This window comes from Cohnella caldifontis (genome assembly GCF_029360585.1).
GTDB classification, from domain to species: domain Bacteria; phylum Bacillota; class Bacilli; order Paenibacillales; family Paenibacillaceae; genus Cohnella; species Cohnella caldifontis.
In genome coordinates, this window is sequence record NZ_JAQZSJ010000011.1 from 1 (window position 1) to 20688 (window position 20688).

At 60.8% G+C, this 20688-nt stretch carries 19 protein-coding genes; all 19 read left to right on the forward strand.

Annotation, left to right across the window (positions count from 1 at the left end):
* Positions 1–147: 147 nt before the first annotated feature.
* The 19 genes from PTZ19_RS15685 (at position 148) to PTZ19_RS15775 (ending at position 20635) form a co-directional block, all read left to right on the forward strand.
* Positions 148–1095, forward strand: a complete 948-nt coding sequence (locus tag PTZ19_RS15685) for an MraY family glycosyltransferase (RefSeq protein WP_276356018.1) — start codon at positions 148–150, stop codon at positions 1093–1095.
* Between the two features lie 131 nt (positions 1096–1226).
* Entirely contained in the window at positions 1227–2312 is a 1086-nt protein-coding gene (locus PTZ19_RS15690) for a PucR family transcriptional regulator (RefSeq protein WP_276356019.1), read from the forward strand.
* A 90-nt stretch (positions 2313–2402) separates the two neighbouring features.
* Positions 2403–3527, forward strand: a complete 1125-nt coding sequence (locus tag PTZ19_RS15695; RefSeq protein WP_276356020.1) for an ABC transporter ATP-binding protein — start codon at positions 2403–2405, stop codon at positions 3525–3527.
* A 138-nt stretch (positions 3528–3665) separates the two neighbouring features.
* Complete coding sequence (gene hprK, locus PTZ19_RS15700) at positions 3666–4598, forward strand: HPr(Ser) kinase/phosphatase (RefSeq protein ID WP_276356021.1); 933 nt, start codon at positions 3666–3668, stop codon at positions 4596–4598.
* An 18-nt stretch (positions 4599–4616) separates the two neighbouring features.
* The gene (gene lgt / locus PTZ19_RS15705) at positions 4617–5711 is read left to right on the forward strand and encodes a prolipoprotein diacylglyceryl transferase (protein WP_276356022.1); all 1095 of its coding nucleotides are present in this window, start codon (positions 4617–4619) and stop codon (positions 5709–5711) included.
* Positions 5704–6366 (forward strand): pyrophosphatase PpaX, encoded by a 663-nt coding sequence (gene ppaX / locus PTZ19_RS15710; RefSeq protein WP_276356023.1) that lies wholly within the window; start codon positions 5704–5706, stop codon positions 6364–6366. The genes lgt and ppaX overlap by 8 nt, the downstream gene beginning before the upstream one ends.
* Complete coding sequence (locus PTZ19_RS15715; protein WP_276356024.1) at positions 6363–6836, forward strand: acyltransferase; 474 nt, start codon at positions 6363–6365, stop codon at positions 6834–6836. Before ppaX ends, PTZ19_RS15715 begins: the two co-directional genes overlap by 4 nt.
* A 40-nt stretch (positions 6837–6876) precedes the next feature.
* Positions 6877–8781 (forward strand): FAD-dependent oxidoreductase, encoded by a 1905-nt coding sequence (locus PTZ19_RS15720; RefSeq protein WP_276356025.1) that lies wholly within the window; start codon positions 6877–6879, stop codon positions 8779–8781.
* Positions 8782–9022: 241 nt separating this feature from the next.
* Positions 9023–10246 carry an ATP phosphoribosyltransferase regulatory subunit gene (locus PTZ19_RS15725; protein WP_276356026.1) on the forward strand — a complete coding sequence of 408 codons (1224 nt, stop codon included), beginning with the start codon at positions 9023–9025 and terminating at the stop codon, positions 10244–10246.
* On the forward strand, positions 10243–10890 hold the full coding sequence (gene hisG, locus PTZ19_RS15730) for an ATP phosphoribosyltransferase (protein ID WP_276356027.1): 648 nt from the start codon (positions 10243–10245) through the stop codon (positions 10888–10890). Before PTZ19_RS15725 ends, hisG begins: the two co-directional genes overlap by 4 nt.
* A gap of 2 nt (positions 10891–10892) precedes the next feature.
* Positions 10893–12182, forward strand: coding sequence for a histidinol dehydrogenase (gene hisD, locus PTZ19_RS15735; RefSeq protein WP_276356028.1), 1290 nt, complete (start codon positions 10893–10895; stop codon positions 12180–12182).
* The gene (gene hisB, locus PTZ19_RS15740; protein ID WP_276356029.1) at positions 12179–12781 is read left to right on the forward strand and encodes an imidazoleglycerol-phosphate dehydratase HisB; all 603 of its coding nucleotides are present in this window, start codon (positions 12179–12181) and stop codon (positions 12779–12781) included. The genes hisD and hisB overlap by 4 nt, the downstream gene beginning before the upstream one ends.
* A gap of 1 nt (position 12782) precedes the next feature.
* Positions 12783–13397 (forward strand): imidazole glycerol phosphate synthase subunit HisH, encoded by a 615-nt coding sequence (gene hisH, locus PTZ19_RS15745; protein ID WP_276356030.1) that lies wholly within the window; start codon positions 12783–12785, stop codon positions 13395–13397.
* Positions 13398–14440: 1043 nt separating this feature from the next.
* On the forward strand, positions 14441–15178 hold the full coding sequence (hisA, locus tag PTZ19_RS15750; RefSeq protein WP_276356031.1) for a 1-(5-phosphoribosyl)-5-[(5-phosphoribosylamino)methylideneamino]imidazole-4-carboxamide isomerase: 738 nt from the start codon (positions 14441–14443) through the stop codon (positions 15176–15178).
* A 153-nt stretch (positions 15179–15331) separates the two neighbouring features.
* Positions 15332–16090, forward strand: coding sequence for an imidazole glycerol phosphate synthase subunit HisF (gene hisF, locus PTZ19_RS15755; RefSeq protein ID WP_276356032.1), 759 nt, complete (start codon positions 15332–15334; stop codon positions 16088–16090).
* Positions 16087–16743, forward strand: a complete 657-nt coding sequence (hisIE, locus tag PTZ19_RS15760) for a bifunctional phosphoribosyl-AMP cyclohydrolase/phosphoribosyl-ATP diphosphatase HisIE (RefSeq protein WP_276356033.1) — start codon at positions 16087–16089, stop codon at positions 16741–16743. Before hisF ends, hisIE begins: the two co-directional genes overlap by 4 nt.
* Positions 16744–16752: 9 nt before the next feature.
* Entirely contained in the window at positions 16753–17559 is an 807-nt protein-coding gene (gene hisJ, locus PTZ19_RS15765; protein ID WP_276356034.1) for a histidinol-phosphatase HisJ, read from the forward strand.
* Between the two features lie 80 nt (positions 17560–17639).
* Complete coding sequence (locus tag PTZ19_RS15770; RefSeq protein ID WP_276356035.1) at positions 17640–18590, forward strand: ribose-phosphate diphosphokinase; 951 nt, start codon at positions 17640–17642, stop codon at positions 18588–18590.
* 299 nt (positions 18591–18889) lie between these two features.
* The gene (locus PTZ19_RS15775; RefSeq protein WP_276356036.1) at positions 18890–20635 is read left to right on the forward strand and encodes a tetratricopeptide repeat protein; all 1746 of its coding nucleotides are present in this window, start codon (positions 18890–18892) and stop codon (positions 20633–20635) included.
* The last annotated feature ends 53 nt before the right edge of the window (positions 20636–20688 follow it).

Genomic DNA, 20688 nt, shown 5'->3' on the forward strand with positions numbered 1-20688 from the left:
TAATCAGGGTGTCGAAGGTTCGAGTCCTTCATGGCTCACCAGTTTACTTACGCAAAGCAGACGCGTTGGCGTCTGTTTTTTATTTTGTCCGCATGACGCACTCCGGATGGGGCAACTTAAGGCAAAGCCACCAACGGAGGAACGGCCATGGTCTTTCTGTATGCGCTTGGCGTCTCGTTTGCGGCGGTGCTCATCCTCGTCCCGATCGTCCGGGCGGCAGCATTGCGGTTGGGCTTCGTCGACCGTCCGACCGGACGCAAGATCCATCTTCGTCCGATTCCGTTGTCCGGAGGGGTCGCGATTTACGCCGGCGTCGCGTTGAGCGCGTACCTGTTTCTTGACGACCAGGCGCTATTCCGCACCCTGCTCATCGGCGGCGCGCTGCTCGTCGCGATCGGGCTTGCGGATGATTCCTTCAAATCCCGCGGCCGGGAATTTCCGGTCTGGCCCCGGCTCTTGATGTATATCGGCGTCTCATTCATTCCGGTATGGCAAGGGATTTCCATACAAGGGATATCTTCGCCGACTCCCGCGGCCATGATCATATTTTCGCCTGCCGTCTCGGCAGCGATGACGGCCGTCTGGGTATTCGCCCTTATCAACATGCTTAACTTCATTGACGGGATCGACGGACTCGCTTCAGGCGTGTGCGTTATTTCTTCGCTGACCATATTCGCCGCTTCACTCATGGAGGTGCAGCGGGAGACCGCGGTCGTGGCCATCGCCTTGACAGGCGCTTGCTTGGCCTTCTTAGGCTATAATTTTCACCCCGCGCGAATCTTCATGGGGGACGCCGGGGCCACTTTTCTCGGATATACGCTGGCGGTAACGGCGATCGACGGTACCCTAAAAGGAGCGACGTTCTTGTCGTTGTCTGTCCCTCTGCTCGCTTTAGGCGTTCCGATTCTGGACACGGTGATCGTGTTTTCCCGGCGGCTCCTCGAGGGTAAAGGTCTTCACCGCGCGGACAATCTGCACACGCACCACAGCCTGATGAGATGGGGACTCACCCAGGTGCAGACCGTCTCGTTCCTTTATTTAATCGCCGCTGTGTTTTCGTTATTGTCGATCGTTATTCTACTGGCGCTGCGTTAAAGCGATATCGCATCCCCTGTCCCCGCCCGGCCTGGCCGCCGACTCCGTCGACTGCCCGGGCATGCGTCCCGCTGCGTGAAAATATGATACAATACACGCAGAATACCAAAGGCCGGATAAGGGGAACCTTCATGCAAAATTCGAAACTGCAGCAGCTGGAATCGTTGCTTGGCGCAGCCGTGGAACTTCGGACGGTGCCGGCCTCCGAGTGGGAGAAAGCCGGAGGGACTCCGGACCCGGAAGCCGGGGAGACGCTGCCGGTTCCCGGGGGGACCCGGATCGTCATTCGGGCATCCGGAACGGAAATCCAGGTTTGCGATACGGAATTGGCCCTGACCGAGCTGGAGCGGAAGATGCTTCATCTCTTGTTCCAGCAGAAACCGGGGCGGGCTGCGGCCGCAACGGATATGGAACGCCAGGCCCGCAAGCTCGGCGATTGGATCGTGCAATGCTCGGCCAACGGAGAATGGCGGGCGGAAATCCCCGACCGCATCGAACTGCGGTCCCGTTTGTTCGACGGCATGATTCCGTTTCTGCTGTTGCGGGAACAGGCAGACGATAAAGAACCTTCATACGGGGATCTTGAAAAAGCGGTACGCTCGTTCATTACGGAGGATACGCTACTCATTCCGCTGCGGGAGCATGAGTGGCTGATTCTCGCCCCCGACCGCCTGTTGGCGGAGACGGATGCTTTGGAGGAGGATGGGGAAAGCGGCGAAGAGAAAGCCATCCTCGCCTCCCTGGCCTCGGGGCTCCATCAGATGGTTTCCGGAGAATGGGGCGGCGAATGCCATGCGGCCGTCGGGGAACCGATCGATCCGTCGGAAAGCATCGTCCACACCGTCTACATCCTGCGGGAAACGATCCAGCTGGGTCGCAAATTCCACGTGGGCATGCAGGTGCATTTGCCTTGGCTCGTGCATTTGGAACGGCTGCTGAACGGCATACCGGAATCGGTCCGCAACCGGTTCGTCGAGGAAATGGTCGGCCGCCCGGATCTGTTCAACGATCCGGAAACCGTCTCCACGCTCGACGCTTTTTTCTCGATGGACTGCAACGTCAGCGAAACGGCCAAGAAACTGTTCATCCACCGCAACACGCTTTTATACCGTCTGGATAAGATCAAACAAGAGGCGGGCTTGGACGTCCGTTCCTTTAACGACGCGGTTTTGGTCCGCATTTTGCTGCTATTGTACAAAGTCACGAAAAGGAAATGAATTTTTTGTACGCTTTGTGCATAGTCATTTCTCCCGGCCCGAGGTAAGATGGAAACGTACCTTTAAACGAGTGTTAGGGGGAAATGTACAATGGCAGGCGTACGTTTGGAACATGTATTCAAAAAATATCCCGGTTCCGACAAAGCATCGGTAACGGACTTCAACCTCGACATCCAAGACAAAGAGTTCCTCGTGCTTGTCGGCCCTTCCGGCTGCGGCAAATCCACGACGCTGCGGATGATCGCCGGCCTGGAGGAAATCTCCGAAGGCAAGCTGTACATCGGCGACCGCGTGGTCAACGACGTCGCTCCGAAAGACCGCGACATCGCGATGGTGTTCCAGTCCTACGCACTTTATCCGCATATGAACGTTTATCAGAATATGGCTTTCGGCCTGAAGCTGCGGAAGTTCCGCAAGGATGAAATCGACCGCCGCGTTCGCGAAGCCGCTCGCACCCTGGAAATCGAGCACCTGCTGGACCGCAAGCCGAAGGCGCTGTCCGGCGGTCAGCGCCAGCGCGTCGCCTTGGGCCGCGCGATCGTCCGCGAACCGCAAGTGTTCCTGATGGACGAACCGCTGTCCAACTTGGACGCCAAGCTGCGTACGCAGATGCGCGCGAACATTTCCAAGCTGATGAAGCGCCTGGAAACGACCTGCATCTACGTTACCCACGACCAGACCGAAGCCATGACGATGGGCGACCGGATCGTGGTCATGAAAGACGGCTTGATCCAGCAGGCCGCTACGCCGGAAGTGCTCTATAACCACCCGGTCAACCTGTTCGTCGCCGGCTTCATCGGCGCTCCCGCAATGAACTTCCTGACCGGCCAATTGGTCGAAGACGGCGGTTCCGTCCGCTTCCGCGCGACGGGCATCAACGTGGAAGTTCCGCAAGGCAAAGCCAGCGTGCTTCGCAGCAAAGGCTACATCGGCCGCGAAGTCATCATGGGCGTTCGTCCGGAAGACATCCACGAAGAGCCGGTATTCATCGAAGCATCGCCGAACAGCATTATCAACGCGAGCATCGAAGTCACCGAGAACCTCGGCCATGAAGCGTTCCTGTACTTGACCGGCCTGGGCAAAGACAACGTCATCGCCCGCGTCGACGGCCGCTCCACCCTGCGCGAAGGCCAAAACGTCAAGCTGGCCCTCGACATGAACAAGGTTCATATTTTCGACAAGGACACCGAATTGAACGTGTTCGAAGCCGAATAATCCTTTTCACCGTAAGCCGTCCGGCCCTTGGCCGGGCGGTTTTTTGCATGCGGCCGAAGCCGTGCGGGAATGCGCGATTGCTTTGAACGCCCCTTTTCGGGTACGATTGAAATTGGAAAATGGGAAAGGAGCTGTACGATGGCCAAAAAAGTGAGAGTTTCCGAACTCGTGCAGCAATTTCATCTGGAGGTCGTCGCCGGCGAGGACGGGCTACGGCGCGCGATCGAGACGGACGACTTGAACCGGCCGGGTCTGGAGATGGCCGGGTATTTCGCTTATTACCCGGCGGAGCGCGCCCAAATCCTCGGCCGCACCGAGCTGGCGTTTCTGGAGACGCTGACCGCGGAGACGCGGCGCGACCGCATGGAACGGCTGTGCCATGAAGAAACCCCGTGCATCATTATTACCCGGGGATTGGAAGTCCCCCAAGAACTGATCGACATCGCCAACGAGCGCCGCATCGCGGTCCTGCGAAGCCCGGTCGCCACGACGATTCTGCTCAGCCGGATCACCAACTTCCTGGAAAAACGGCTGGCTCCGTCGGCGACCATTCACGGCGTACTGGTCGACGTGTACGGCGTCGGGATGCTGATCACGGGCGGCAGCGGCATCGGCAAAAGCGAGACCGCGCTGGAGCTCGTCAAGCGGGGGCATCGCCTCGTCGCGGACGACGCCGTCGAAATCCGGCAGACGGCGGACAACCACCTGTTCGGCAGCGCGCCGGATTTGATCCGCCATTTGCTGGAGATCCGCGGGCTGGGTATCCTGAACGTCATGACGTTGTTCGGCGCAGGCGCGGTACGCAACCAGAAAAGCATCAGCCTGGTCGTCAAGCTGGAGAACTGGGAGCAGGGCAAGCAGTACGATCGTCTCGGCCTCGACGAAGAGAAAACCAAGATCATCGATACGGAAATTCCCTTGCTGACCGTTCCGGTACGGCCCGGCCGCAACCTGGCGGTTATCCTGGAGGTCGCCGCGATGAATTTCCGGCTCAAGGGGATGGGCTACAACGCCGCCCTGCAGTTTACGAACAAGCTGACGGAAGCGATCGCGGACGACGATTACGAATAGTCGGGACGGAGGATAACGATGCTATTGAGTTTGGATCCGATCGCCTTTACGCTGGGACCTCTCTCGGTTCACTGGTACGGGATCATCCTGGGACTGGGTGCCTTGGTCGGCTTGATGCTTGCCGTTCGGGAAGGCAGGCGGTTCGGCATTTCGCCGGACTTTTTCCTCGATCTGCTGCTATACGGGGTGCCGTCGGCCATTATCGCCGCAAGGATCTATTATGTCGCGTTCAAATGGGACTATTACCAAAGCCATCCGGGCGAGATCGTACAGATTTGGAACGGCGGCATCGCCATCTACGGCGCCATCATCGGGGCCTTGATCTGCGGGTTTTTCTACGCGCGCGCGAAAGGCTATCCGTTCATTCGAATCGCCGATATATGCGCGCCGTCCTTGCTGGCCGGCCAAATGATCGGGCGCTGGGGCAACTTCATGAACCAGGAAGCATATGGCGGTCCAACGACCGAAACGTTTCTCCGGAACACGCTGCACCTGCCGAATTTCATCGTGGACCAGATGTACATCGGCGAAATCTACCGGCATCCGACCTTTCTCTATGAATCCTTGTGGAGCCTGGTCGGACTGATCATCCTGTTCGTGATCCGCAGATTGCGGTTCCTGAAAACGGGCGAGGTCCTGACGTTCTATTTCATCTGGTATTCGATCGGCCGGTTTTTCGTCGAAGCGCTGCGTACGGACAGCCTGGCGTTCAAAGGACCCGAATGGCTCGCTTCCATGCTTCGGGGTTTGTGGTCGCCGATGACCTTGCTTTTCGACGGACAAGGCGAATTGGATCCGAACTACGGCAACATTCGGATTTCGCAGCTGCTGGCGCTCGTTTTCGTGATCGCGGGCATCGTGTTCATCGCGGTTCGCCGCTGGACAGGCACGGCGGGCGCCTACTACCATGACCCCCTGACGAGGAGATCGAGCGCGGTACCGGCAGCGGACGCTGCATTGGACGAGCCGGCAGCCGGAGCTCCGGAATCTTCGGCGCATGCGGCGGCTGCGGAGACGCCGGCTGACGATTCCCCGAAAACGGAAGAAAGAGCGGAGAAGCCGCCGGAGGTTCCGGTCGGCGAGCAGACAGGAGACAAGCAAGGGAATGACTAAAGAAACGGAGGCCGTCCTGTTCGACCTGGACGGCACGATTATCGACACGAACGAATTGATCATTCAATCCTTCCTGCATGCGTTGAAGGGAAGGATGCCGGACGATTTCGGCCGGGAAGACATCATCCCCCACATGGGCAAAACGTTGACCGACCAGCTGCGGCTGTTCTCCGGCGAACAAGACGTCACCGGGCTGATGGCGGCTTACCGGGAATACAACCTTCAGTACCACGACGAGATGGTCGGGTTGTTCCCGGGCGTGGCGGAGGTCGTTCCGGTTCTGAAACGCGAAGGCATCAAGCTGGGGATCGTGACCACGAAAATGCGCGCCTCGACCGAAAGGGCGCTGCGGCTGTTCGGTTTATGGGACCAGATGGACGCGATCGTGACGCTGGACGACGTGGAGCATGCCAAGCCCCATCCGGAACCGGTCCTGAAAGCCATGGAGGCCGTCGGCGCGAAAGCATCCGGTACGATCATGGTCGGCGACAGCGCGGTGGACATCGAATCGGCCATACGGGCCGGCGCCGTTCCGGTCGGCGTAGCCTGGTCGCTCAAAGGCGAAGCGGTGCTGCGGGACGCGGGAGCGGAGCATGTGCTGCAAGACATGAACCAGCTGTTGACCCTATGCGGAATCGAGGGTGCGAAGGCTTGAGAAACGTGGAGCGGTATCCGGTGGAAGGACCGAATTCGCTTTGGCAGGTGTACCGGACGGTATCCCGCCTGAAAGCCGTGCGCAATTTCGCGTTTATCCAAATCGCGAGGTACTGTCCGAGTCTTCCTCTGAAAAACTGGATCTATCGCCGCGTGCTTGGGATGAAAGTAGGGGATCGGACGGCTTTCGCGCTGATGGTGATGGTCGACGTCTTTTTTCCCGAGCGGATTACCGTCGGCGACAATTCCATCATCGGATACAATTCGACGCTGCTCACCCATGAATATTTGATCGACGAATACAGGCTCGGCAACATTACGATCGGTTCCAACGTCATGATAGGGGCGAACGTTACGGTGCTGCCCGGAGTCACGATCGGGGATCACGCCGTCGTGGCGGCGGGAGCCGTCGTCCACCGGGACGTGCCGGCCCATGCCCGCGTCGGCGGCAACCCTCTGCGGGATTTATAGGGAAGGCCTTCATTATTCATTATGCGACAGGAGCTGCTTCATGGCTGGTTTATCCTTTCGAATCAAATTGGGAGGAGTTCTCGCGCTCGTCGTCATCTTGCTGATGGCAGTGTACTTGTGGCGGGACGCCCAGGAAGACGGAGGGCCCGCGGTTAAGCAAGCGAAGCTGGAACCGGTGCGGGCCGCAGGACCTACCCAAAGCTCGTATGACGTCATCGTGGCGGGAACCGACCCCGAAGGGGTGATGGCCGCGGTATCCGCTGCCCGGAACGGCCTCCATGTGCTGCTCGTGGACGGGCGGGACCGGGAGATTTTCGGGGGACTCATGACGCTTGGATGGCTGAACTCGCTGGATTTGAACAAGGCCCCCAAGCGGAATTTTGCGGAAAAACTGACTTTCCTGGACAAAGGCTTATTCCAGGAGTGGTACGACAAGATCGAAGGAACCTCCTTCGACGTGACGACGGCCGCCAACGCCTTTAACGAAATGGTGAGGGCGGAACCCAACATTGATGTCCTGCTAAAAGCTAAGCGTATGGAACCGGTGCTGTCGGGAGCGAACGTGGTCGGCCTGCGCGTGGAGAAGGAAGACGGCAGCACGGCGGAGATCGGAAGCAAGGTCCTGATCGACGCCACGCAAGACGCCGATCTGGCTGCCGCCGCGGGGGTTCCGTTCACGTTCGGCCGCGAGGATCTTGGGGAGCCGGACGCGAAGATGGCCGTCACTTTGGTGTTCAAGATGAGCGGGGTGACGCCGGAGATTTGGAATTCGTTCCGCGCCGAAGCGAAGAACGGCTTCGACAAGATGAGCGCTTCGGGATTTTACGCCGCGAGCGAATACGTCTCGAGCAACCCGGATCGGGTGAAACTGCGCGGCTTGAACGTCGGGAGGCAGAACGACGGAACGATTCTCCTTAATGCCATGCACATTTACGGGGTGGATCCTCTGGATCCCCAATCCGTGCAGGAGGGTCTGGAAATCGGGCGTAAAGAGGCTCCTCTTGCCGTGGAATATTTGAAGAAGACGTTCAAGGAGTTCCGGAATTTGCAGTTCGCCGGCACGGCGCCGGAGCTCTACGTTCGGGAATCCCGGCATATCGAGGCCGAATACCGCCTGACCATCCGGGATCTGCTCGAGAACCGCGACGCATGGGATGCGGTCGCGTACGGATCGTATGAAGTGGACATTCAGAGCACGGGGCCGAGCTTCCCCGGGGCCGTGGCGATGAAGCCGCAAGCGTACGGCGTGCCGTTCCGGTCGCTGGTTCCCCGGAAGGTGGACGGGATGTTGGTCGTCGGCCGGTCGGCCGGCTTCGACTCGCTGTCGCACGGAAGCGCCCGGGTCATTCCGCTCGGCATGGCGACGGGGCAAGCGGCGGGCGCCGCCGCCAAGCTCGCGATCGAGAAAGGAATCAGCGTACGCGAGCTGTCGCGTTCCAAGGCGGACATCGCGGAGCTTCGCAAGCGGCTGGTCGAGCAAGGCATGGATCTGACGATGCCGGAAATCCAGACGCCGGATTATGCCAAGCATCCGGAGTACTCCGGGTTGCTGGCGGCGGCCAGCATGGCGCTCACGTACGGCGGCTACGACAATAAGGGCTTCGCGCTGGACGAGGCTTCGAACGCTCAGCGTTTCGCGAACGCGATGTCCGCGGTCAAGCGGGTGTACGCTTCGTCATTCCCGGGTCAGCCGCAGGATGCGCTCGCGGGAATCGGCGATCCCGCGAAGGCGGCGTTGACGCTGGATCAAGCGGCTTATACGATCGCTTTGGCGGCAGGGCTGCAGGTGAAGCCGGACCAAGCGTTGGATGAGCTGATCGCCAAGAAGTGGGTGACGGAAAGCTCGCTGGCTTTGATCCATGATCGCGGCCGGCTCACCAACGGGGATTCCTTCATGCTGGTCCGCGATGTCGCGGAGCAGTATGTCGGCGCCAAGTTCGATTGAGTGCTTGCTGCCGGAGAGGGAGTGAACGTTGCCCGCGGCTATTCAATGTCCGAGTCGAAAACGTTGCGTGCTGCGTGAAAGCCGGAACGCCATAATCGTGTCGTTGCAGGGGCTCCCCGATTCGTCGGGGGGCTCCTTGACGCTGGATGGGGTTCGTGCTAAAGTGGAGCAAAGCCTTTATTTTGGTAGTATGGTAGCATGGTAGCACATTAACATACTAAAGCGTTTTGAGGTGTTCCTCGTGTCTAAACCGAAAGGATTCGAAAAACCGGTCGGCGTCAAGGATTATTTGCCCCATGCCGTCTCCAAGCTGCGCGGCATCGAGCGCAGCGTGCTGGATTGCATGCTGCGGTGGGGTTATGAGCAGATCATGACGCCGACGCTCGAATATTACGATACGGTCGGGGTGGCCAGCGCCACGTCCGATCAGAAGCTGTTCAAGCTGCTGAACCAGCGAGGCACGACGATCGTGCTGCGCTCGGACATGACGGCGCCGATCGCCCGGGTCGTCGGTTCGCTGCTGAAGGAGCATTCGTTTCCGCTGCGACTCAGCTATCACGCGAGCGTGTTCCGCGCGTTCGAGGAGGATGCGGGGCGGGAAGCGGAGTTTTTCCAGACCGGCGTCGAGCTGGTCGGAGACGCTTCGCCCGAAGCCGACGCGGAGGTCATCGCGCTGGCGATCGCTTCGCTGCAAGCCGCGGGCGTTCGCTCCTTTAAGATCGCCGTCGGGCACGTCGGCTTCCTGAACGGGCTGTTCGAGGAGACGCTGCCTGGGCGGGAGGCGGAGCAGGAGGAGCTGAAGGCTTGCTTGCTGCAGCGGGATCATGTCGGATACCGCCGGATTTTGGGCAGCTTGTCGTTGGACGAGGGCTGGAGAGCCGAACTGGAGGGCATCCTCCGGCTGCGCGGCGGCCAGGAGGTCTGCGAGCAGGCGTTGCAGCTCAGCCTGAACGAGGGAGCCCGGAAGGCAATCCGGCATTTGTGCGAGATGTGGGACGTGCTGGCGGCCTATGGCGTGCAGGAACACGTGCTCATCGATCTGACGATGATCGGGGATTTCTCCTATTATACCGGCATGACGTTCGAGGGCTATGCCGCGAACCTCGGTTTTCCTGTATGCAGCGGGGGCCGGTACGACAACCTGCTGGCCCAATTCGGCCGGCCGGCTCCGGCGACGGGATTCGCGCTCAAAACGACGCGGATCCTGGAAGTCGTGGAGGAGGAGCCGTCGGCTCCGGAGAAGACGCTGATCGTGTATACGGCCGAGGCGCGGGGGCAAGCTTTGGCGGAGGCGGAACGGCTTCGCGCGGACGGGCGGATCGCCGTCACGGAGATCGCGGCGGATCCCGCCGAGGCGGATCGGCTGCGGCTGAAGGCCCGGCAGAACGGCGGGGTTACGCATAAGGGGACGGAGTACGGCGAAGTCGTCGTTTTCGGACTCGGGGAAGGAGGCGTTCGGGGATGACGGAGAACGGCGGCATTCTGAAGGTCGCGATGCCCAAGGGCCGGATCTACAAACAGGCGAGCAAGCTGTTCCGGGAAGCGGGATTGCCGATTCCGGAGGATTTCGACGATTCCCGGCGCCTGATCATTCCGGTACCGGAAGCGGGCATGGAGTTCATCATGGCGAAGCCGGTCGACGTGCCGACGTACGTGGAATACGGCGTGGCGGATATCGGCGTCGTGGGCAAGGACGTCATGATGGAGGAAGCCAAGGACGTGTACGAGCTGCTGGATCTGGGCATCGCCCGCTGCCGGATGTCCGTGATCGGGCTGCCGGACTGGAAGCCGGTCATCCATCCACGCGTGGCGACGAAGTATCCGAAGGTGGCTTCCCAATATTTTCGCGAGCACGGCCAGCAGGTCGAAGTCATCAAGCTGAACGGTTCGATCGAGCTGGCGCCGCTCATCGGGCTGGCCGACCGGATCGTCGACATGGTGGAGACCGGGCAGACGCTGCGGGAGAACGGGCTGGTGGAAATGAAGGAAATGTTCCAGGTCACCAGCCGCCTCATCGCCAACCGGGTCAGCTACCGGATGAAAAACGCGGCGATCCAATCGCTGTGCGACCGGCTGTCGGCCGTGATCCCGGCACAAGGAGGCGTGTGAGCATGTACTTCGGTTTGGCATCGGGTTTCCGGTTGGAGCGGGAAACCGAATACGGCACCCCGGAGCAGAACGCGGCGGTCGCCGAGATCGTGGAGGCCGTGCGCCGGGAGGGCGACGAGGCGCTGCTTCGGTATACGGCCGCTTTCGATAAAGTCGCGCTGACGCCGGATCGGCTCCGGGTCGGTAAGGATGAGATCCAGGCAGCGTACGGGCGGGTAGAGCCGGAGTTTCTGACCGCGTTGCGGCAGGCAGCGGCGAATATCCGGGCGTTCCATGAGAAGCAGAAGCGGAACTCCTGGATGGACGTCTCGCCCGACGGCACGATGCTCGGGATGGTCATCCGGCCGCTTCGCCGGGTCGGCTTGTACGTGCCGGGCGGCAAGGCGGCGTATCCGTCGTCGGTGCTGATGAACGCGATTCCGGCCCAGGTTGCCGGCGTGCCGGAGATCGCGATGGTCACGCCGCCGGCCACGGGCGGGCGCGAAGGCATCGACCCGTACATTCTCGTCGCGGCCGCCGAAGCGGGCGTGACGGAGATTTACCGGGTCGGGGGCGCCCAGGCCGTGGCGGCGCTGGCTTACGGGACGGCGAGCATTCCCGCCGTCGACAAGATCTGCGGGCCCGGCAACATCTACGTGGCGCTGGCCAAACGCGCCGTGTTCGGCGCGGTGGACATCGACAGCATCGCGGGCCCGAGCGAGATCGCCGTGCTGGCCGACGACAGCGCCGATCCGCGGTTCGTGGCCGCGGATATGCTGTCGCAGGCGGAGCACGACGAGATGGCGTCGGCGATGCTGATCACGCCGTCGAAGGCGCTCGCCGCCGCGGTGGAGGCGGAGCTGGCGCGCCAAGTGGAGGCGCTGCCGCGGCGGGAGATCGCGCGCAAGTCGCTGGAGCAGTACGGGGCGATTTTGCTGGTGCGGGACTTGGAAGAAGGAACGGAGGTCGTGAACCGGCTGGCGCCGGAGCACCTGGAAGTGATGACGGCGGATCCGCTCGAGCTGCTCGGCCGGATCGAGAACGCGGGCGCCATTTTCCTCGGGCCTTACAGCTCGGAGCCGGTGGGCGATTACTACGCCGGGCCGAACCACATCCTTCCGACCAATGGGACCGCGCGGTTCTCGTCGCCGCTGAACGTGGACGATTTCGTGAAAAAATCCAGTTTGATCCGATACAGCAAGGAGGCTTTGCGGCGGGATTCAGCGGGCATTGCGACGCTGGCCCGGCACGAAGGTCTCGAAGGCCACGCGCGAGCGGTGGAAATCCGGTGGGAAGGCGGGGAACGGGAATGAGCGAAATGATGAACGGACGTGCGGCGGAGATCGCGCGGAAAACGGGGGAAACGGACATTACGCTGGCGTTCGGAGTGGACGGTTCGGGCGAGGTGGCGATCGATACCGACGTTCCTTTCTTGAACCATATGCTCGATTTATTCGCCAAGCACGGCCAGTTTGATCTCAAGGTCGAGGCGCGCGGCGACGTTGACGTGGACGACCACCATACGGTGGAGGATATCGGCATCTGCCTCGGACAGGCGCTTCGGGAAGCGCTCGGCGACAAGAAGGGCATCAAGCGGTACGCCAGCGTGTTCGTGCCGATGGACGAGGCGCTGGGCCAGGTGATCATCGATATTAGCGGACGTCCGCATTTCGAGATGCGCGCGGATTTTCCGGCGGCGAACGTGGGCAGCTTCACGGTGGAGCTGGTGCACGAGTTCCTATGGAAGCTGGCGCTGGAAGCGCGCATTACGCTGCACGTGATCGTGCATTACGGCAAGAACACGCACCATATGATCGAAGCGGTGTTCAAGGCGCTCGGACGCGCATTGGACGAAGCGACGTTGATCGATCCCCGCGTGAAAGGCGTGCCTTCCACGAAGGGAGTGCTGTAAGATGATCGCGGTCATCGACTACGGCATGGGCAACCTGCACAGCGTCAGCAAAGCCGTAGAGCGGCTGGGCTATGAGGCAGCCGTCACGTCCGACCCGGCGGAGATCCTGGCGGCGGACGGGGCGATTCTGCCCGGCGTCGGCGCTTTCGGGGACGCGATGGCCAATCTTCGCGATACCGGGCTTGAGGTCGTCGTGAAGGAGTACGCCGCGTCCGGCAAGCCGCTGCTTGGCATTTGTTTGGGGATGCAGCTGTTGTTCACGGAGAGCGAAGAGCACGGACGGCATCAAGGGTTGAACCTGTTGCCCGGCCGGGTCGTGCGGTTCCAAGGGAAGTACAAGATCCCGCATATGGGCTGGAACGACCTGGAGTTCGTGGGCGAGAGCCCGCTGTTCCGGGACGTCAAGCCCGGGCACGTGTATTTCGTCCATTCGTTCCACGCGCTGCCGGACCGGAAGGAAGATCTGCTGGCGGTAACGGATTACCAACAGCCGGTCACGGCCATCGTCGGCCGCGGCTCGCTGTTCGGCATGCAGTTCCATCCGGAGAAAAGCGGCGAGCTCGGCCTCAAGTTGCTACAGCGCTTCCTGGAATTGACGGCTGTTCGGGTGGGCTGACCGCTCTGACGGGATGCGACGCAGACTGGCCGATGAAAGATAAGCCCGCGACACAGGCTTAATGGCTTCGGCGTAAGGTCGGGGAGTAGGATTAAGCCCGCCAGACAGGCTTTATGGCGTCGAGGCAAGGTCCTCGAGTCGGATTAAGTCGGTGAGACCGACTTAATGACGCCGAAGCCGGGTCCTTGAGAGGGTATAAGTCGGTGAGACCGACTTAACGGCGCCGAAGCCGGGTCCTTGAGAGGGATTAAGTCGGTGAGACCGACTTAAAGGCGCCGGAGCGAGTCGGTGAGTAGAATTAAGCCCACGAGACAGGCTTAACGGCGACGGCGCCAGGCTGGTGAGCCGGATTAAGCTTGCGTGGCAGGCGTAATGGCGTCGGAGCGGGGGCGGTGAGTAGGATTAAGCCCGCGAGACAGGCTTAACGGCGTCGACGCAGGGTCGGTGAGTAGGATTAAGCCCGCGAGACAGGCTTAACGGCGTCGACGCAGGGTCGGTGAGTAGGATTAAGCCCACGAGACAGGCTTAACGGCGACGGCGCCAGGCTGGTGAGCAGGATTAAGCTTGCGTGGCAGGCTTAATGGCGTCGGAGCGGGGTCGGTGAGTAGGATTAAGCCCACGAGACAGGCTTAACGGCGACGGCGCCAGGCTGGTGAGCAGGATTAAGCTTGCGTGGCAGGCTTAATGGCGTCGGAGCGGGGTCGGTGAGTAGGATTAAGCCCACGAGACAGGCTTAACGGCGACGGCGCCAGGCTGGTGAGCAGGATTAAGCTTGCGTGGCAGGCTTAATGGCGTCGGAGCGGGGTCGGTGAGTAGGATTAAGCCCGCGAGACAGGCTTAACGGCGTCGACGCAGGGTCGGTGAGTAGGATTAAGTCGGTAAGACCGACTTAATGACTCTGTGACTAAGCAGGGCAGACCCACATCGTCAGACGGGACTGGTTGATCCGTTCGTTCTAACGAACGGGTCGGATTCTACCGCAAATGGAAGTCCATGATTCCCGCGAGTCCAACCGGACCCGCGGTTCGGAGGTTTAGCGATCCATGTCCAAGTTCATCATTTACCCCGCCATCGACATCCGGGACGGCAAATGCGTGCGTCTCGTGCAGGGGGATTACAACCGCGAGACGGTCTATAACGAGGACCCGGTCTCCGTGGCCCGCGATTGGGAAGCCCAAGGCGGCCAGTGGATCCATCTCGTCGATCTCGACGGCGCCAAAGCGGGCCATCCGGTCAACGACGAGCTGATCGGGCGCATCGCGAAATCGGTGAACGTACCGGTCCAGGTCGGCGGCGGACTGCGGAAGGAAGAGGACGTCGAGCGCCTGGTCGGCCTGGGCGTTTCCCGCGTCATTCTCGGCACGGCGGCCATCGAGGACCGCGCTTTCGTATCCCGGGTGCTGGCGAAATACGGCTCGTCCGTCGCCATCGGCATCGACGCGCGCAACGGCTTCGTCGCGACCCGCGGCTGGCTGGAGACGTCCGAGGTCAAGGCGGAGGACCTGGCCGTCCAGCTGGCGGCCGAAGGCGCGCAAACGTTCATTTTCACCGACATTTCCCGCGACGGCATGATGGGCGGACCGAACGTGGATGCGATCGTCCGCCTGGCGCAAGTATCCGGCCGGACCGTCATCGCGTCCGGCGGAGTCAGCAAGCCGGAGGATTTGGACCGGCTCGCCGCCCATGCCGGAGACGGAGTCGGCGGCGCCATCGTCGGCAAGGCGCTGTATACCGGCAGCATCAACTTGGCCGAAGCGGTCCGCAAAACCGCGCAAAACTGACCCCTATCAGAAAACGGATTGTTGTGCTTCAAAGGACCCGATCCCGCCGCTGGACCTCCCGGAAACTCAAACCGAGGGAGGCGGGATTGAGCTCAAGCGTGACTGCAATATCGAATCGCATAACCCGCAACCCAACGCAAAGGAGAAAGCCGCATGCTCGCCAAAAGAATCATTCCTTGCCTGGACGTCAAGGACGGCCGCGTCGTCAAGGGAGTCAACTTCGTCAACCTGAGGGACGCCGGGGACCCGGTCGAGCTCGCCGCCCTGTACGATAAGGAAGGGGCCGACGAGCTGGTGTTTCTCGACATCTCGGCCTCCCATGAAGGCCGGGAAACGATGGTGGACGTCGTGCGGCGCACCGCCGAGGAAGTGTCGATCCCGTTCACGGTCGGGGGCGGCATCAAGTCGACGGAGGACATGAAGCGTCTGCTGCGCGCGGGTGCGGACAAAATCGGCATCAACACCGCGGCGATCCAGCGGCCGGACCTGATCACGGAGGGCTCGCGGATATTCGGAGCCCAGTGCATCGTCGTGGCGATCGACGCGAAGTTCAACCTCGAGTGGCAGGAATGGGAAGTGTACACCCACGGCGGCCGCAAGCCGACCGGCATCCGCGCTTTGGCATGGGCGCAGGAAGCCGAGCGCCGGGGCGCGGGCGAGCTGCTGCTCACGAGCATGGACGCGGACGGGACGAAGGACGGCTTCGACATGCCGCTGACCCGGGTGATCTCCGACAGCGTAGGCATCCCCGTCATCGCGTCCGGGGGAGCGGGATCGGCCAAGCATTTCGCCGAGATCCTGACGCTCGGGCACGCGGACGCCGCGCTTGCGGCCAGCATTTTCCACTATAAGGAAGTTACGATTCGCGAAGTGAAGGACGAGCTTCGCGGCGAAGGAGTGAACGTCAGATGAGCGACGCTGCCTGGATGGAGCAGATCAAATACGATGAGCAGGGCTTGGTGCCGGCCATCGTGCAGGACGCCGCCAGCAAAGAAGTGCTGATGCTGGCCTACATGAACCGGGAGTCCCTGGCCAAAACCCTCGAAACCCGGCAAACCTGGTTCTGGAGCCGTTCGCGCGGCGAACTGTGGAACAAGGGAGCGACCAGCGGCCATACGCAGGAGGTCGTGTCGCTGAAATACGACTGCGACGGGGATACGCTTCTCGTCGCCGTGAAGCAGAACGGTCCCGCCTGCCATACCGGCGCGTACAGCTGCTTCTATCGGGGAGAGACCGGTGAGAACGCCGGCCAAGCCCCGCAAGACCGTTTCGCTCCGCTCGCGAACCTCGAAACGACGATCGCCCAGCGCGACGCGGAACGCCCGGAAGGCTCCTACACGACCTACCTGTTCGAGAAAGGCCTGGACAAAATCCTCAAAAAGATCGGGGAAGAAACGGCCGAGGTCATCATCGCGGGGAAAAACCGGGATGCCAAAGAACTGCAGGCCGAAGCGGCCGACCTCATTTTCCACCTCATGGTTCTGCTTCGGGAGCAGCGCATTCCGCTGGACAACGTCATGGACGAGCTCGAATTCCGCCACCGCAAGCCGGTCAAGAAAGATTAGGTGATCCGGATGCGCGTCGACTACCACACCCACCACGCCCGCTGCGGCCATGCCGTCGGGGATCTCGAAGCCTATATCCAAAGCGCGATAACCAAAGGCATGGAACAGATCGGCCTGTCCGATCACATGCCTCTTCTTCATGTCGATCCCGCAACGTATTATCCCGAGATGGCCATGCCGATGGACGAACTTCCGCGTTACGTCGAGGAGTGCCTGAAACTCAAAGAGAAGTACAAAGGCCGGATTTCCGTGCGCGTGGGGCTCGAAGGCGACTACATCGAAGGTTGCGAGGACAAGATCGCCGAAATCGTCCGGGCTTACCCGTGGGACTACGTCATCGGATCGGTGCATTTTCTGGGGACGTGGGACATCACGGATTTCCGCCAGGTCCACAACTGGGAAGGGCGCAACCCACTCCAAGTGTACGAGCGTTATTACGACGCCGTGCGCAAGGCCGCGGCGACCGGCCTGTACGATTACCTCGGCCATATCGACGCGATCAAGCGCTTCGGGTACCGCCCGCAAGAGGACGTGACGGACCTCGAGGACAGCGCCCTGGAAGCCGTCGCGAAGCACGGGCTCGCGATCGAGCTGAACGCGGCGGGCATCCATGCGCCTTGCAAGGAGATGTATCCTTCCCTCCGGATGCTGAAGCGGGCCAAGGAGTTGGGCATTCCGGTCACGTACGGCTCGGATGCGCATCACCCCGACAAAGTCGGCCAAAAATCGGCCGATGCCAAGGCGCTGCTGCTCGAAGCCGGCTTTACCGAGATCGCGACGTTCGAAAATCGGCATAGGGGCAAGATCCCTGTGTGAATCTCGTCCGCCCTCATGTATAATGGAAGATGAGAAACAAGTCGGTTCTTGTCGCAGAATCCAATCTTTTGGAGGGGCACATGTACAGCAGCAGACTTCGCGTTTTCTCGGGATCTTCCAACGAGCCGCTTGCTCGGAAGATCGCCGAACAGCTGGGAATTCCGCTTGGGAAAATCAAGCTTTCCCGGTTCAAAAGCGGAGAGATCTACGTCCATTACGAAGAAACGATCCGCAATTGCGACGTATTCCTGATTCAGTCCTTATCCCATCCGATCAACGACTTTTTCGTAGAGCTGCTGATCATGATCGATGCCGCCAAGCGCGCATCCGCCCGCACCGTCAACGTCGTGCTTCCCTACTACGGTTACGCGCGCCAGGAGCGCAAAGCGGCGCCCCGGGAACCGATTTCCGCGAAAATGGTGGCGGACGTCCTGACGACCGTCGGGGCGCACCGGATCATTTCGATCGACCTCCACGCGCCCGCGATACAGGGCTTCTTCAATATCCCGGTCGACCATCTGACCGCGCTCGACCTGATCAGCGAGCACCTGATCTCCTTGAACCTGCCGAATCCGGTCGTCGTATCGCCCGACGCCGGCAGGGCCTCGACGGCGGAGAAGCTGGCGAACCAGCTGAACGCCCCTTTCGCCATCATGATCAAGAAACGGCCGAGCCACAACGAGTCCGTCATCACCCACGTGATCGGGGAAGTCGAAGGCTGCACCCCGATCATCATCGAGGACATGATCGACACCGGCACGACGATCGTGAACGTGGTCGAGAGCCTGAAGGAGCGCGGCGCCCAAGACGTCTACGTCTGCGCGACCCATCCGCTCTTCTCGGCGAACGCGCTGCAGAAGCTGGACCATCCGAGCATTCGCGAGGTGGTCGTCACCGACTCCATCTTGCTGCCGGAGGACCGTTCCTCCAGATTCCGCGTGCTTTCCGTCGCCCCGATGCTGTCGGAAGCGATCCGGATCATCATGGAAGGCGGTTCCATCAGCACGCTGTTCAAAACGAAAGGCGTATAAGACGTCCGCCTGACGCCTGACATTTCCCGACAACGTCCGATTCCGGCCCGTGCGCCAAACGGCATCCTTCTGCCGCCGCGCTCGGGCTTTTTGCGTTCCTCCATTTTCCCGCTATTGTTTAAAATAAAACTTAGATTATAATAATTATAAACTCGTCGGCCATTCGAAGTCCTCCCCGGACGCGTTTTTATTTTATGGTTGGCGGGTGCTGTGTTATAATCTTGGGTGATGAAGAGGGATGAAACATGGAGGCCTAACTTGAAGCTGTACGCGGGAACAACCGGGGAGGTGCCTTGCCGATGAGTCAGAGAAAACGCGCGGAGAGCAGCAAAAACCGTCGTCCCAAAGTGATCCCGATGCGCTTGGATGCCACATTCTTCTTCGAACGGGCCGTGCAGTCTCTGGATCGGTTTCATTACGACAAGGCGCTGAAGTACTTCCGCCGGGCTGTCGAATATGAGCCGGAAAATCCGGTCAACCATTGCAACATGGCGGGAATTTTGTCGGAAATGGGCCGCTACGAGGAATCCAACGTGATCCTGCGGTCGGTTCTGGACCAGATCGATCCGGCCATGACCGAATGTTACTATTATTTGGCCAACAACTACGCCAACATGGAATTGTACGAAGCCGCCGAGGAAGCGCTGGTCCGTTACTTGGAGAACGATCCGGACGGGCAGTTCCTGGAAGAGGCGGACGAACTTCTGGATCTGTTGGGGTACGAGCTGAACCGGCCCACCAAGATTTCGACCATCAAGTCGAAGGAGAACATGTTCGCCCACGACAAAGCCCGCGAGCTGCTCGAAGCCGGACATTTCGCCGAGGCGGTCAAAATCCTGGAAGAAATTATCCAACGCCAGCCGGACTTCCTGGCGGCGCGGAATAACTTGGGCTTGGCATACTATTACATGGGCCTGTTCGACAAGTCGGTCCAGACGATCACGGAAGTGCTGGACGCGGAGCCCGGCAACCTGCACGCGCTCTGCAACTTGGCGATTTTCTACCAGCATGCGGGACGGGAAATGTCGCTGCGCGCCTTGATGGAGAAGCTGCGCAAGACCGTGCCTTTCCATCCCGAACACGTATTCAAGCTCGCGACGACGCTCGGCATCGTCGGGGAACATCGCGAGGCCTACCGGCATTTCCGCCGGCTCCTGCACACCGGCGAGCTGGCGGGCGAGCCCAGCCTGCATCATTTCGCGGCCGTCGCCGCGGTAAATCTGGGCCGCCTGGACGAAGCCGAGCGTTATTGGAGGCAAGCCATTCGGTTAGACCCGGATTCCGAGGTGCCGGCCTACTACCTGAAGAAGCTGGACAAAATCCGCGTCGGCGAAGATAAACCGCCGGTGCATTATCATTATCACCTGCCTTTCGAGGAGCAGTTCAAACGCTGGGAGTCGAATCCAGGACTCGTCTCGGAGGCGCTGAAGCAGGATCCGCTGATCCGTTCCTCGTTCTTCTGGGCGCTGCGCCACGGCGACCGCCGCACGAAAGTGCAGGTGATCCAGGCGCTCGGACTGGTCGCCGACCAGGAAGTGATCGAGGCGCTCAAGGCTTTCCTGGTGGACCCGGGGGAAGAGGACGAGCTCAAGCGCGTCGCCGTGCTGGTGCTGCGCTCGATCGGCGTGCAGGATTCGCTGATCGTCACGTTCAGCGGGCGCACGCTGACGCTCGAGGCCCGGCGCAAGTCGGCGAAGCTGCCCGTATGGGACAGCGCTTGGCAGGCGGTGCTGGAAAAGGCGCTCGAACAGATGTCGAGCCGCTACGACGTCGTCCAGCAGCACGACATGATGACGCTATGGGTCGACTATCTGTCCCGGGTGTACCCGGACGTCCCCAAGCTGCACAAAGCCGCGGGATGGGCGGCCGCCCTCGAATACTGGACGGCGAAGATGCACCGCAGGACCGTGACCTACGCCGATCTCGTCAGCCGGTACGGCGTGTCCCAGGCCAGCATCAGCCGTTACGCCAACCGGATCGACGAAGCCTGCGGCATCCGCGAGAAACTGGATTTGACGACGCCCGCGTTCAAGGAGCATCCGTAGCGGGAATGCTCCTTGCGGGACAAGGATATAGAGAAAATCGGAGGAGGAAGAAA

What these genes read in the sequence shown, in the direction of transcription:
- PTZ19_RS15690 (WP_276356019.1), top strand. Translation starts at nt 1,227, where the DNA reads ATGCAAAATTCGAAACTGCAGCAGCTGGAATCGTTGCTTGGCGCAGCC.
- PTZ19_RS15770 (WP_276356035.1), top strand. Translation starts at nt 17,640, where the DNA reads ATGTACAGCAGCAGACTTCGCGTTTTCTCGGGATCTTCCAACGAGCCG.
- hisD (WP_276356028.1), top strand. Translation starts at nt 10,893, where the DNA reads ATGTACTTCGGTTTGGCATCGGGTTTCCGGTTGGAGCGGGAAACCGAA.
- hisF (WP_276356032.1), top strand. Translation starts at nt 15,332, where the DNA reads ATGCTCGCCAAAAGAATCATTCCTTGCCTGGACGTCAAGGACGGCCGC.
- PTZ19_RS15695 (WP_276356020.1), top strand. Translation starts at nt 2,403, where the DNA reads ATGGCAGGCGTACGTTTGGAACATGTATTCAAAAAATATCCCGGTTCC.
- hisG (WP_276356027.1), top strand. Translation starts at nt 10,243, where the DNA reads ATGACGGAGAACGGCGGCATTCTGAAGGTCGCGATGCCCAAGGGCCGG.
- PTZ19_RS15775 (WP_276356036.1), top strand. Translation starts at nt 18,890, where the DNA reads ATGAGTCAGAGAAAACGCGCGGAGAGCAGCAAAAACCGTCGTCCCAAA.
- PTZ19_RS15685 (WP_276356018.1), top strand. Translation starts at nt 148, where the DNA reads ATGGTCTTTCTGTATGCGCTTGGCGTCTCGTTTGCGGCGGTGCTCATC.
- hisB (WP_276356029.1), top strand. Translation starts at nt 12,179, where the DNA reads ATGAGCGAAATGATGAACGGACGTGCGGCGGAGATCGCGCGGAAAACG.
- ppaX (WP_276356023.1), top strand. Translation starts at nt 5,704, where the DNA reads ATGACTAAAGAAACGGAGGCCGTCCTGTTCGACCTGGACGGCACGATT.
- hisIE (WP_276356033.1), top strand. Translation starts at nt 16,087, where the DNA reads ATGAGCGACGCTGCCTGGATGGAGCAGATCAAATACGATGAGCAGGGC.
- PTZ19_RS15720 (WP_276356025.1), top strand. Translation starts at nt 6,877, where the DNA reads ATGGCTGGTTTATCCTTTCGAATCAAATTGGGAGGAGTTCTCGCGCTC.
- hisH (WP_276356030.1), top strand. Translation starts at nt 12,783, where the DNA reads ATGATCGCGGTCATCGACTACGGCATGGGCAACCTGCACAGCGTCAGC.
- hprK (WP_276356021.1), top strand. Translation starts at nt 3,666, where the DNA reads ATGGCCAAAAAAGTGAGAGTTTCCGAACTCGTGCAGCAATTTCATCTG.
- hisA (WP_276356031.1), top strand. Translation starts at nt 14,441, where the DNA reads ATGTCCAAGTTCATCATTTACCCCGCCATCGACATCCGGGACGGCAAA.
- lgt (WP_276356022.1), top strand. Translation starts at nt 4,617, where the DNA reads ATGCTATTGAGTTTGGATCCGATCGCCTTTACGCTGGGACCTCTCTCG.
- hisJ (WP_276356034.1), top strand. Translation starts at nt 16,753, where the DNA reads ATGCGCGTCGACTACCACACCCACCACGCCCGCTGCGGCCATGCCGTC.